The sequence below is a fragment of the Bacillus sp. FSL K6-0993 genome (genome assembly GCF_037977205.1).
GTDB classification, from domain to species: domain Bacteria; phylum Bacillota; class Bacilli; order Bacillales; family Bacillaceae; genus Bacillus; species Bacillus subtilis.
On sequence record NZ_CP150275.1, the window covers coordinates 2,500,787 to 2,513,618 of the forward strand.

Annotated in this window: 16 protein-coding genes; 1 reads left to right on the plus strand and 15 read right to left on the minus strand. The window is 42.7% G+C overall.

What is annotated here, in order from left to right:
- Window positions 1-107 precede the first annotated feature (107 nt).
- The 15 genes from recO to rpsU all read right to left on the minus strand — a co-directional run bounded on the left by recO (window position 108) and on the right by rpsU (window position 11,706).
- Window positions 108-875 carry a DNA repair protein RecO gene (recO, locus tag MHH79_RS13005; protein ID WP_015384118.1) on the minus strand — a complete coding sequence of 256 codons (768 nt, stop codon included), beginning with the start codon at window positions 873-875 and terminating at the stop codon, window positions 108-110.
- Window positions 876-911: 36 nt separating this feature from the next.
- Window positions 912-1,055, minus strand: a complete 144-nt coding sequence (locus tag MHH79_RS13010; RefSeq protein WP_003230053.1) for a YqzL family protein — start codon at window positions 1,053-1,055, stop codon at window positions 912-914.
- 147 nt (window positions 1,056-1,202) lie between these two features.
- Complete coding sequence (era, locus tag MHH79_RS13015; protein WP_100506297.1) at window positions 1,203-2,108, minus strand: GTPase Era; 906 nt, start codon at window positions 2,106-2,108, stop codon at window positions 1,203-1,205.
- Window positions 2,089-2,499 (minus strand): cytidine deaminase, encoded by a 411-nt coding sequence (locus tag MHH79_RS13020; RefSeq protein WP_003230049.1) that lies wholly within the window; start codon window positions 2,497-2,499, stop codon window positions 2,089-2,091. The genes era and MHH79_RS13020 overlap by 20 nt, the downstream gene beginning before the upstream one ends.
- 118 nt (window positions 2,500-2,617) lie before the next feature.
- Window positions 2,618-2,989 carry a diacylglycerol kinase family protein gene (locus MHH79_RS13025; RefSeq protein WP_100506296.1) on the minus strand — a complete coding sequence of 124 codons (372 nt, stop codon included), beginning with the start codon at window positions 2,987-2,989 and terminating at the stop codon, window positions 2,618-2,620.
- Window positions 2,970-3,443, minus strand: a complete 474-nt coding sequence (ybeY, locus tag MHH79_RS13030) for an rRNA maturation RNase YbeY (RefSeq protein ID WP_340034594.1) — start codon at window positions 3,441-3,443, stop codon at window positions 2,970-2,972. Before ybeY ends, MHH79_RS13025 begins: the two co-directional genes overlap by 20 nt.
- Window positions 3,444-5,579 (minus strand): cyclic-di-AMP phosphodiesterase PgpH, encoded by a 2,136-nt coding sequence (gene pgpH, locus MHH79_RS13035; RefSeq protein WP_010886570.1) that lies wholly within the window; start codon window positions 5,577-5,579, stop codon window positions 3,444-3,446.
- Between the two features lie 78 nt (window positions 5,580-5,657).
- A complete protein-coding gene (locus MHH79_RS13040; protein WP_014477373.1) occupies window positions 5,658-6,617 on the minus strand; it encodes a PhoH family protein in 960 nt (319 codons plus the stop codon).
- Window positions 6,614-7,810: a sporulation protein YqfD gene (yqfD, locus tag MHH79_RS13045; RefSeq protein ID WP_340034596.1), complete on the minus strand. Its 1,197-nt coding sequence runs from the start codon at window positions 7,808-7,810 to the stop codon at window positions 6,614-6,616. Before yqfD ends, MHH79_RS13040 begins: the two co-directional genes overlap by 4 nt.
- A gap of 18 nt (window positions 7,811-7,828) precedes the next feature.
- A complete protein-coding gene (gene yqfC, locus MHH79_RS13050; protein WP_003226191.1) occupies window positions 7,829-8,110 on the minus strand; it encodes a sporulation protein YqfC in 282 nt (93 codons plus the stop codon).
- A 56-nt stretch (window positions 8,111-8,166) separates the two neighbouring features.
- The gene (locus MHH79_RS13055) at window positions 8,167-8,586 is read right to left on the minus strand and encodes a hypothetical protein (protein WP_015384123.1); all 420 of its coding nucleotides are present in this window, start codon (window positions 8,584-8,586) and stop codon (window positions 8,167-8,169) included.
- Between the two features lie 24 nt (window positions 8,587-8,610).
- Entirely contained in the window at window positions 8,611-9,606 is a 996-nt protein-coding gene (gene floA, locus MHH79_RS13060; RefSeq protein ID WP_003237085.1) for a flotillin-like protein FloA, read from the minus strand.
- A 21-nt stretch (window positions 9,607-9,627) separates the two neighbouring features.
- Complete coding sequence (locus MHH79_RS13065; protein WP_309530227.1) at window positions 9,628-10,941, minus strand: nodulation protein NfeD; 1,314 nt, start codon at window positions 10,939-10,941, stop codon at window positions 9,628-9,630.
- Window positions 10,942-11,071: 130 nt separating this feature from the next.
- The gene (locus MHH79_RS13070; RefSeq protein ID WP_003230022.1) at window positions 11,072-11,518 is read right to left on the minus strand and encodes a GatB/YqeY domain-containing protein; all 447 of its coding nucleotides are present in this window, start codon (window positions 11,516-11,518) and stop codon (window positions 11,072-11,074) included.
- Between the two features lie 14 nt (window positions 11,519-11,532).
- Entirely contained in the window at window positions 11,533-11,706 is a 174-nt protein-coding gene (rpsU, locus tag MHH79_RS13075; protein ID WP_003152957.1) for a 30S ribosomal protein S21, read from the minus strand.
- A gap of 172 nt (window positions 11,707-11,878) precedes the next feature.
- Between rpsU and MHH79_RS13080 the strand changes: the two genes are divergently transcribed.
- Window positions 11,879-12,802, plus strand: a complete 924-nt coding sequence (locus MHH79_RS13080) for a Na/Pi symporter (RefSeq protein WP_340034603.1) — start codon at window positions 11,879-11,881, stop codon at window positions 12,800-12,802.
- The last annotated feature ends 30 nt before the right edge of the window (window positions 12,803-12,832 follow it).

Below are 12,832 nucleotides of genomic sequence, written 5' to 3' on the forward strand. Positions count from 1 at the left end.
AGCTTACACCGCCCTAAGGTCGCTTTCATGAGGTAAACGCAAGTACTTCTTTCTCTCACTGCAACATATTTTATAATAAATGATCATATAAAAAGATGGACCAAATGTCAACTTTTGTTTTCACCCATAAGATGTTTCATGCTTTCCATTTGATCTAAAAAGCGCTTTGATTTTAAATACAATCCCGAATATTCTTCGTAATATAAATCAATCACTTGCTTTAATTCAGCTTTTGTTTCCTCTTTTAAGGACACATTGCCGAGTCTCGACAGATCAAAATAGTAAAAGAGTCTTAACAGCCTTGCCGTTTGCGGTTTAATCGGTATCCTGTAAGGATCTTTTTCAAAACAGCGGTGGCATATAAAACCATTATCACGAACAGAGAAATGAAAGGTTCCGTCTTGGCTTTTACAATGTACACAATGATTCAGCTCAGGATACAGGCCCATGACACCGAGCATCTTCATTTGAACAATGAAGGTGATAACATCCGGATCTGTTCCTTCATTCAGCTGTTTTAATGATTCTAGTATGAATTCAAATAAATAAGGATTTGACTTTTTTTCTTCTGTGCCTCTGTCGACTAACTCAGCAATATAGGCAGCATATGCTGTTAAAAACAAGTCTTCCCTGATGCCTCTCATGCTGAGGATCATTTCCCCCTGCTGAAGCGTTCCGAGGCCCGATGTTTTTTGCATTAAGAAAGAACCATACAAAAAGGGCTGGCTGACTGCTGATAAACGGCTGTTCGGTTTTTTGGCGCCTCGTGCCATAACACCTATTTTTCCGTGTTCTCTTGTCAGTAATGTTACGATTTTATTCGTCTCTCCGTAATCATTTGTGCGAAGAACGATTCCTTCACATTTTGTCAGCATTTCCGCACCTTCCTCAAGCAGGAGCGGCCAAGAGGTTTATAAAATTGGATAATCAAATCGGGCTAGCTCATCTTCTAGTTCTTCGGGTCTTTCCATGTTCTCTTTTTCCAGTTCTTTAAAAAGAAGATACGTATCAACATTTCCTGTTTGAGAAAATACGTTCCAGGTAAAATTCAACACAAGAAACCCACCTTTCTGTAGTTAAACTAGCTTACCTAAACTCCAAATTCTTACCTTTATCTTGACCAGATGTCCTCCATTTCATGTTAAACAAAATTTGCTAATGTATCCCTGTTCCTGTGAGATAATGACACACACAGCAAGAGATTAATATTCGTCCTCTTTAAAGCCAAAATCGCGAAGCTGGGACATTTTATTACGCCAGTCTTTCTGCACTTTCACCCACAATTCAAGGTAGACACGGGAGCCCAACAGTGCTTCAATATCCGCTCTCGCTCTTTTTCCAACCTCTTTTAGAAGGCTTCCTTTTTTACCGATCACGATGCCTTTCTGGGAATCCCGCTCGACCACAATCGTTGCCGCTACGTGCACAGAACCGTTGTCCTGCCCTTTGATGGATTCGATGGCCACCGCAATGCTGTGCGGGATTTCTTCTCTCGTCAAATGCAGCACCTTTTCCCTGATTAATTCAGAAATGATAAATCGTTCAGGGTGGTCAGTTACCTGGTCACTCGGATAGAATTGCGGCCCTTCCGGCAAATACGCTTCAATCTGAGCGAGCAATGTTTCGATGTTATTTCCTTCTAAAGCAGAAATCGGAACAATTTCCTTAAAAGGATAACGTTTGCGGTATTCGTCAATTAGCAGAAGCAATTGGTCGGGATGAATTTTATCAATTTTGTTTACGATTAAGAATACAGGCGTAGACATCGTCTGCAATTTCTCAATGATGAATTCTTCGCCCTTCCCGTAGCCTTCCTCAGCATTGATCATAAACAAGATCAAATCGACTTCTTTTAATGTATTTTGCGCCACTTTCATCATAAAGTCCCCAAGTTTATGCTTAGGTTTATGAATCCCTGGTGTGTCAATAAAAATGGTTTGTGATGTGCCTGTCGTCAGTACTCCTTGCACCTTGTTTCTCGTCGTTTGGGGCTTATCGCTCATGATCGCGATTTTTTGTCCAATGACTCTGTTCAAAAATGTAGATTTTCCTACGTTTGGTCTTCCAATAATGGATACAAATCCTGATTTAAAGCTTTCGTTCGTCATGTAAATCCTCCGATGAAAATGCGCCTGGCAATAATTCTTCCACAGTCATTTCTTTTATTTGTCCTTGTAAATTAGTTAGTACGACAATAACGTCTTTTGTGCAAAGCTCAGAAATCACCTGGCGGCAGGCTCCGCACGGAGATACCGGTCCAGGGGTGTCAGCCGCAACGGCCAGCATCTGAAACTCTGTATCCCCTTCAGAAACAGCTTTAAATAAAGCAGTACGCTCGGCGCAATTGCACATGCTGTATGCCGCGTTCTCAATGTTGCAGCCTCTGTACACTTTTCCATCCTTGGTAAGAAGAGCGGCTCCTACTTGGAATTTGGAATACGGCGCATATGCCATATCACGCGCTTTTAAAGCTTCTGTTATTAATTCTTGTCTGTTCATGTGTACATTCCTCTCTTACCTATAATGGTACCGCTATCACTTTATATTTTACATAATCGCGCGCTTTTTTTCACGCCCATTTCTAAAAATGTAAAATAAATGTAAGAATTTTCAGCCATTACAGCTTTGGCAAAAAAATAAGTAAACCAATGATACACGAAATCACGGCAAAAACGCAAACAGCCCCGGCGGCAGCGTCCTTGGCCGCTTTAGCAAGAGGGTGATGTTTGTCAGTTATTAAATCAACCGTATGTTCAATGGCTGTATTTAAAAGCTCAAGCGAAAACATACCGCCAATCAAAAGGAATATAATCATCCACTCAATCATGCTGAGCTCTACAAGGAAGCCGCAAATGAGAACAGCGCAGGCGGCTGCGGTATGAAATTGGAAATTCCGCTCCGTCCGCGCTGTTTCCCAGATGCCCCGGCCTGCATGCACGAAGCTTTTGAAGAATCGCTTCAGCTCATTTCTATGATCTTTTGAGTCCATAAGCGTCCAGCAATTCCTTTTGCTTAGTAAACATCTCCTCTTCTTCCTCTTTCGTCATATGGTCATATCCTAAAAGGTGCAGAAATCCGTGTACAGCTAGAAATCCGAGCTCTCTTTTAAAAGAATGATTATACTCCTCTGCCTGCTCTCTTGTGCGATCGGCACTGATGATAATATCACCTAAAACCGGAGGCATTTCGGCGCCCACGATTTCGATCTCGTCTTCTCCCTCTTCTTCAAGAGCAAATGAGATGACATCCGTCGGAGCATCCTTTCCCCGGTATTCTTTGTTAATCTGATGTATGTCATCATTGGAAACAATCGTGACAGAAACTTCAGCCTGATCCTGAACGCCTTCACGCTCAGCGGCAATTTGAAGCAGATTTTCTACTTCTTTGAGCATCTCTTCTGAGACGCTTCCTGTTTCATCAACGATATCAATCAGTAAACTCATCTATTTCACCTTCTTAGTAGCCTCCGGATATTCAATCCGGGAGTGGAAAATTCCTTTTAATGTTGCACAGAGCGTTTTTGCGATTGTATCCAGCTCTTTAAATGTCAAATCGCATTCACTGAACTGTCCGTCCTGAAGCTTATCGGATATAATACCCCGGACAAGCTTTTCAATTCGTTCAGGATTTGGATTATGCATGGATCTGACGGCCGCTTCAACACTGTCGGCCACTGATATAATTGCGGCTTCCTTTGACTGCGGCTTCGGCCCCGGATAACGGAACTCTTCCTCTGTAATCTGGTCGCCTTTTTCCTTCGCTTTATAGTAAAAAAACTTTAAAAGCGAGGTTCCATGGTGCTGCTCAGCAATATCGACAAGCTCTTTCGGAAATTTATAGCTTCTCAGCATATTCGCACCGTCTGTCGTATGCGAGATAATAATATTTTTACTCAACTGAGGTGACAGCTTGTCATGCGGATTGTCAATATTCATTTGGTTTTCAATAAAATATTGCGGGCGCTTTGTTTTTCCGAGATCGTGATAATATGCGCCGACTCTTGCAAGCAAACCATTAGCCCCAACCGCTTCACAGGCTGCCTCTGATAAATTGGCAACCATTACACTGTGATGATATGTACCTGGTGTTTCCGTCAGTATTTTGCGCAATAGCGGATGGTTAGGATTAGACAGCTCGAGCAGCCTCATGGTGGATAAAATGCCAAAGCCCGTCTCAAAAAACGGCATCAGGCCGATGATTAATACAGATGAAGCAAACCCCGACACAACCCCCATGAGCATTAACGTGCCGATTTCAAGACCTGATAGCGCAGTGTTCTGGATCAATAATAAGGATAGAACGACAACCATATTAATAAACGCCACGAAAAGGCCGGTCTGCAAAATCTTTGATCTTGCATTGTGTTTTCCTAAAAATAATACACCTGAAATGCCGCTGATCAAATAATAAATCCCTATGACATAATTGAATGTTCCTGTCACACCCTGATTAAACATCATACTTCCGCAAATCGCAAGAATGATACTTCCCAAAATGGCAATGCGTTCATTCATCAGCAGTTTGATTAAGATGGCGCCGGCCGCAATGGGGACCAGATAGCCGATATTATTATACTCCATCTTCTGAAACAAACTGACAACCTCCATGATCACAAGCAAAAGTGTTGTGATAATTGAGAATAACAGAATGGATTGGTTTTTAAACTTCAGATTTTGTTTCTGTTTTTCAAAATAATATACAAGTGTTGCAATGAAAAGTCCGATCATAATCAATAGCCCGCTGATCGGTTTAAAGAGATTTGAGTTATTTAATAACCCGGTCAGCTCAAGTTTCCTGTACACTTCCCGATCAATGAGGTCATTTTCTTCCACGAGCACTTGCCCCTGTTTGATTTGAACCTGCTGGACATTATCTGAGGCTTCCTGCCGTTTTGCCTCTGTTGCTTTCGGATCGAAGACGTAATTCGGAATAATAGCAAAACGCCCGATTTCTGTCGCAGCTCCCAAGTATTTAGAAGGAATAGAATTGCTTTTTAGCTCTTTTTCTACCTTATCCTTTGCATCAGATAGTTTATCCGAAGGGATTTCACTGCTCATGACCGTATTTACTGCGGTAATGACCGTATCTCTAACAAAAGAAAAGTCTTCACTGTCTGCTTTCAGCAATGTCTTGATGGAATCCTCCGATATAGAATCATTCACATCTGATGTCAATTTGTCCTTTACAGATTTGACCATTGATTTTTCCGATGGTGATTTACTGCCTTCTTCCGATGATTTTTTCACTTCACTAATACTGTCGAATATTGATGACACAAGGTCAATCCGATTGTCTGTATATTCTTTTTTTAATGTATATTGATCTTCAACCGCGTCCTCAGCGGCTTGCTTTTTTTCCTCTGTGGCTTTTTGATCTTCTACGGTTGCCGGAGCGTAAATGGTCTTGTCGCTGACTGAAAACAGGTCTAAATCAAGTGTTTCCGGCTTAACATGTACAAAGAGCAAAGCAAACATAATGGCAGCCAGCAGAAGATACAGCAGTACATGCATGGAGCGTGCATTTTTAAAACTGCTCCATTTTTTTGAGCTGCTTTTGGTCTTAGCCTTCTTTTTCAACACAAGAACCTCCTCTTGAAACATCAAGCCCATAAGCAATCATAAAAATGACCCGATAACGCGCGATCGGGTCATTCAGCATTAATTTTGCTTATCGTATGCTTCAATAATTTTCGCAACAAGCGGATGTCTGACCACGTCTGTCTGGTCTAGCTCAATCATAGAAATGCCGTCTATTCCTTTCAGCATCTCCTTCGCTACTGCAAGTCCCGATTTGACGCCTTTCGGCAGATCAATTTGGCTAACGTCACCTGTAATGATCATTTTAGAGCCAAAACCCAGTCTCGTCAAAAACATTTTCATTTGAGCAGGCGTGGTATTCTGTGCTTCATCAAGTATAACATAAGCATCATCGAGCGTCCGTCCCCTCATATATGCGAGCGGAGCAATTTCAATGATGCCTCTTTCCATCAGACGTTCTGTATGATCTGCCCCAAGCACATCATGGAGAGCGTCATACAGCGGGCGCAAATAAGGATCTACTTTTTCTTTTAGGTCACCTGGGAGAAAACCAAGGCTTTCACCAGCTTCCACGGCAGGTCTTGTTAAAATGATTTTTTTGATATGTCCGTTTTTTAAAGCATGGACTGCTTTTACGACAGCCAGGTACGTTTTCCCGGTTCCCGCCGGACCAATGCCGAATACAAGGTCATTCCGCTTCATAGCGGCCACGTATTCCCGCTGTCCCATTGTTTTTACACGGATTGATTTGCCTTTTGCGTTTTTTGTAATTTCTTCTTCATACATGCTTTCAAAGTATTCAAGTTCATTCTTCTTTGCCATTTTGATGGCGTAAATCACATCACGTTCAGAGATCTCTATCCCCTTGCGAATTAAAGCGAGGAGCGATCCCAGCAGCCTGTCTGCAATCTGAAACGATTCATCATCGCCTGAAACATAAATCGTCTCGCCGCGCGTAATGATATTTACATTCAGATCTTTCTCCATCAATTTCAAAAAAGAATCTTGGTTCCCGAAGAGTGAAAGCGCCTCGTCCGGGTTTTTCAGTTTTTGATTCATCGCAAGTAAATGTTCTGTCATTCTTCAGTCTCCCTGACAATAGGTGTGGTTTGAACGATATCTTCTATAACTTGGTAGAGAATAATCAACTTTACTTTACCATTCTCAACAGCCTGGTGCAAAACTTTTTCACTTTTCACCTCGCCGTTTTCGCCTATTTTATCCTCTACATCCTGTTTACCCAATTTAATGCCTTCTTGAACTGCTTCTTCTTTCGTATATTTTCGTAAAGCCTCTTCACTTTCTCTCGTTTGCTCTTTGACATAGGATACAGGGAGCCTAAATCCGAGAAAATGAAGCGAATGCTTTTCTTGTTCTGTTTTTGGATGCTTCAATTCCTCTTTTTTAAACGTCATCCCCCAGATCGGGATTGCCAAAGAACCAAAAGAAAGCTTGTGCTTTGTCCTTACTTTGCCCGTATAGACGTTAAATAATGTTTCAAGCGGGACTGTCACTTCTGATCTATACCAGGTTTCTCCGTAAATTTCTGCTTTTGAGGCAACTTCTTGCTGATGGTCTTCGCTGCCGATCAGTCCCGAAACAAGCAGCTGCCCCTTTTCAACATGATCGTGTATGGCAGCCATGGGCTGTCCTTTTTGCACAAACATTCTCGTAATGGTTGCTTTCTTTTTGGCGACAATATTGCGCGGGCTAACATACTTTTCTTTTTCGGGCTCATTTTTCTCCACAACTTTCATGTGAATGGTCGTCCCCTTCAGATCAACTCCGACCCAAGTGATATTGTCTATTCCATTGGTTAATGATTTCTGTATTTTTTCGGGCGACATCATTAAAAACTGCAGACGGCCCTTTTTGACGCCGATTTCATTAAGATGCTGCCTCATTTGATGTTCTGTTTCAGGCTTAGCGCCTGTCACATCAATTTTCCACACCATATTGGACAGCAAAAACAAAAGGATGAAAAAAATCGCAAAACCGATCGTAAACCCTATATTCAGCTTTGATTTCAGCAACAGGAAGGGAAAACCCTTCCGATTGATAAATCGGGCTTTACATTTAAATTTACTTCTCACCCGCCGAAAGGCATGTACATCCTGAAGCTGTATATATAACGATACGGCTTCTTTCTTTTTTTTGACATGAAAGACCGGAATCCCCTGTCTTGTGCATTCATTAAGGAGCCGCTCAATCCCTCTTCCCGTCAATTCAAGCTGGACCTTACCCGAAAAAAAAGACAGCCATTTATTTTTCACAACATTTCCCCCTCGGCTTTATGACTCAACATATCGAACGACATCAATCGTACCCTCCAAAAGTATCTCTTCCGGAAGAATCGCCTTGATGACAAAATTTTTACCAGATATGATGCACTGGCCCTGCTTCAGCATCAGCCTCACTTCATTCTCACTGAAAAGCAAAAGACCTCTGTGGTTTTCTATGTAGATATGAAGTCTGCCAACCATTGTAATCCTCGGCAGATCCATCATAACGTCCGGGGGAATTTCCAATGCTCTTGTCAGCCAAGCTTTCATACGATTCTTTCTTTGCCCCATACAAAAAGAACCCCCTTTCATCTCATATGTATGATTTGAAAGGAGGTTCTAACACTTTAATTTTTACGGGCTGGGCGCATCGTACGGTGAGGTTTTTTCGCCCGTGGAGGTCCGAACACCTCTCCTAGAACGATCCCCTGTACGACAGTGTCTTTATTCACCTGAAGCATTTTTTGTTTTGTGTATACTGTTTTTTGTTTGGCAGCAGCAAGATCTCGTTCCAGCCCTTTCAAGTTTCTTGCTGTTTCCCTGCGTCTTTCTTCCGCTTCCCGTCTTGCCTGTTCCATACGGTTAGGGATAGGTGCAGGGGCGTCTTCTTTTGACTGCTTCTTTTGAGGAGAAGCAGATTGCACGTGTTGAGGTTTTTTTCTTTTTTGGCTGTTTTGCTTTTCTTCTTTGTTCTTTTTGCCGAAAATCGCAGAAATGATTCCGATAATCGCTGCAATAATAAGCGGATTGGTCAGTATATCTTCCATCAGCGTTCTCCCTTCTTAGAGAGATTATGATTTGCGGTCTTCATCAGACGAATCTTTCGTCAGTTTGCCGAATGAATCACGCATTTCTGTGTCAGCATCGATGTTTTTGATATTCATGTAGTCCATGACGCCAATATTCCCTTCACGTAAAGCTTCTGCCATCGCAAGCGGCACTTCCGCTTCGGCTTCTACCACTTTCGCGCGCATTTCTTCTACGCGGGCGCGCATTTCCTGTTCTTGAGCGACAGCCATCGCACGTCGTTCTTCCGCTTTTGCCTGCGCGATGTTTTTATCAGCCTCGGCCTGATCGGTTTGTAAAATTGCACCGATGTTTTTGCCGATATCTACATCTGCAATATCAATTGAGAGAATTTCAAACGCAGTTCCTGAGTCCAATCCTTTTCCAAGGACTGTCTGAGAAATCATATCAGGGTTTTCAAGCACTTTTTTATGATTATCTGATGAACCGATTGTAGAGACAATCCCTTCGCCGACACGGGCTACAATGGTTTCTTCCCCTGCTCCCCCGACGAGGCGTTCGATATTCGCTCTTACTGTGATTCTCGCTTTCGCTTTCATTTCAATCCCGTCCATGGCAACACCGGCAATAAATGGTGTTTCAATCACCTTAGGGTTAACACTCATCTGCACGGCTTCCAATACGTCACGGCCGGCAAGATCAATAGCAGCACAGCGTTCGAATGTGAGTTCAATGTTGGCTCGCTGAGCAGCGATCAGAGCATTGACAACTCTGTCAACGTTTCCTCCGGCAAGATAGTGGCTTTCAAGCTGGTTTGTTCCAACGTCGAGTCCGGCTTTATGCGCTTTAATCAGCGGGTTAACAACCCGATTCGGAATGACGCGGCGAAGCCTCATCCCTACAAGAGTGAAAATGCTGATTCTAACTCCGGCTGCTAATGCTGAAATCCATAGCATCACAGGCACAAATGTAAAAAATACAGCTAAAACAATGATCCCTACTACGATAATAGCCAGAATCATAAGTGTTGATGGATCCATATCTATTCTCCTCGTTTCTGTTTAAATTTCTCGCACGACAATGCGGGAGCCTTCTACTTTAATCACCTTTACTTTCTTATCTTTTTCTGTAAACGATCCCTCTGAAACGACGTCAAGGCGTTCATCATCAATAATGACGGTACCGGAAGGACGCAGCGGTGTAAAGGTTATACCCACTTTTCCCATTAAGTCCGTGCGCGTTTGATTTGAAACGTAGCCGCTCTCCGTATTTGTAGAATCATTTAATATCAATTTCTTAAAGAATTTCATACGCTTTCCCAACACCCTTGTCAGTAAAATAAAAGCTGTAATCGAAACAGCTGAGGCGATCAAGAGAGAAACCGCCATGACAGTGAAGCTCCCCGCGGCTAAAAACAGGCTCGCAATAACCGCTCCCAAGCCCAGTAATCCAATGATTCCTCCGGGAAGAAAAATCTCAAGCAGGATGAGGATCACCCCTGCTATAAAGAGGAGAACCGTCTCATACCCGGCAAGGCCGGCTGCAAGATGCCCGTAAAAGAACAGCAATAACGCAATAAGTCCAGCCGTTCCAGGGAGGCCAACACCCGGTGAAAAAAGCTCCACCGTCAGACCTAAAAAAGCGATTGTCAGCAGAATAGGGACAATGACCGGATTCGTCAGCCACCTTGCCGTCTTTTCCGCAAAGCTCTCCTTTGCGTAGCTGATCTGCGCCTTTTCGAACCCAAGCTTCTTTACGAGCGTGGACAAATTGTCAGCAGTGCCTTCTGAATAGCCTATCTCAATTGCCTTGTCTGCGTTAAGTGTCAGCAGATCTCCCTTAGGCGCGCCGACTTCCTTGGCATCTATATCTGGGTCAACCATTGCGAGCGCATATTTTGGATCGCGGTTATTTTTCACTGCGGCATCTTCCATCTCTGCCAGCCAAAGTGATTGAGCTTTTTGGTCAGCGGCATTGCCTTGGCCATCAACAATCGCGGCGGCTCCCATTTTTCCGCCAGGCGCCATATAAATGTGATCTGCTTGAAGTGCAATATATGCACCAGCAGACAACGCGCGTTTGTTGACATATGCAGTTACGGGGATCTCGCTTTCGGTTATCAAATCGGCCATATCAATAGCAGATTTGACCAATCCCCCCGGGGTATTGATATCAAGAATAATATGGTCTGCATGTGCATCCTTTGCGTCTTGTAACGAACGGGACAAAAACGAGACGAGACCCTGTTCGACATTTTTTTCAACCGGAATCACATAAACAGTTTGTTTTTCTGCTTTTGCGTTCAGTTGTACGCCTAATAAAGAAAGCAAAAATATACTCAAAAGAGCAGCACGGAATCCTTTGATTTGAAGCAAGGGCGGTGTATCCCTCCTTCCTTTTATAATAAGTGCCTTCTCTTCATACGTAACAAATGTATCAAAGGTTTCATTTTTTTATGTATAAAAAAAGACATCTCTCTTAGAAAGATGTCCTTTTCTTTGCCATTTAAGACAGTTGACTGCTCACAAGCTTATTAATTAAACTTCCGTCAGCTTTACCTTTTACTTTAGGCATAATTGCCCCCATCACTTTGCCCATGTCCGCTTTTGAGCTCGCACCGACCTCCGCGATGGTTTCATTTACGATTGTACGCAGCTCTTCTTCTGACAGCTGCTCAGGTAAATAAACTTCTAAAATGTCCAGCTCTTTTTGAACTTTATCTACTAAATCTAAACGATTAGCGTTTGAAAATTCCTGGAGGGAGTCTTTACGTTGCTTAAGTTCACGAGAAAGGACAGTGAGTTCCTCATCCTCGGTCAAACTGTCTTTCTTAAGCTTAATTGCTTCATTTTGAAGTGAAGCCTTAACCATTCGAACGACAGTCAGTTTGTCTTTCTCACGGTTTTTCATATACAGCTTCATATCCTGGTTGAGACGCTCAAGAAGACTCATAAATCCACCCTCTTTTAGAATTTGCGTTTTCTAGCAGCTTCAGACTTTTTCTTGCGCTTTACGCTAGGTTTTTCATAAAATTCACGCTTTCTTGCTTCTTGCAAAGTACCTGTCTTTGATACACTGCGTTTGAAGCGACGAAGAGCATCTTCAAGCGATTCGTTTTTTCTAACGACCGTTTTTGACATTCTCTTTCCCTCCCTCCGAATACACCAATCGACTACCTTTAAGTTACACATATAAACATGTACTTTGACATTATAATATAAGCCATCAGTCAGGTCAACTAAGTAAGTTCACTTTTCCGTCATGAGTGCGACTGCCTGTCTATATAATGAAAGAAAGGGGTTGGTGAATAGGATGTTAATTCTGATTAGCTTTACTGCTCTTATATTATTCTTTCTCGCAGGCATGAACATGCTTCGAAAGGGCTTAATTTCAATGGCGTACTCAAAAATTGAAGAACGTTTGCTTTTATTTACGGACCATCCGTTAAAAGCGTTTCTTATCAGTATTGTATTTACGGGGATACTTCAGAGCAGCTCAGCCTTTATGGTCATTGTCATCGGCTTTGTAAGTGCGGGCGTTCTTTCTTTTAAGCGGACGATACCGATGATTCTGGGGACGAATGTTGGCTCTACTTTTACAACTGAATTTATTGCTATCAAAATGGATATTTTGATTTGGGTTCTTTTAATAGGAGGTTTATTGTTTTTTCTGACTGGCAGGTATCCTTTGAAACAGCTGGGAACAAGCTTCCTTGGACTGGGCATCATCTTCTTTTGCATCAGCGGATTCAGCCACCTTGCCGGGCCGCTGACGAAGCTGAAAACGGGAGCCGACGTTCTATACCATGTTAACGATTCAAACTGGTCCGCTTTGCTCATCGGGATGGTGTTAACTGCCATCATTCACTCCAGTTCTGTCTGTATCGGCATTTTGATGAGTTTTATGAATGAAGGGATTATCGGACTGACACAGGCGATGAGCGTCGTACTCGGATCCAATATCGGGACATGCATTACAGCTGTCATGGCTGCTGTATCCGGCGGATATGCGGCGAAACAGACAGCGTATGCCCATGTGGTATTTAACGTGCTAGGGGTGGCTCTAGTATTGCCTTTTCTGACCGCAGCGAGCGGCTTTGTAGAGCAGTTATCACCCGATCCTGCCCAAAGGATTGCTCATTTCAGTCTTTTATTTAATGTAGTAACAGCTCTTTTATTCCTTCCGCTTACAAACTTGTTTTACCGATTGATTCACTTTCTTATCCCGGCTAAATAAAAAAACCGGTACATTTTAATGCACCGATTT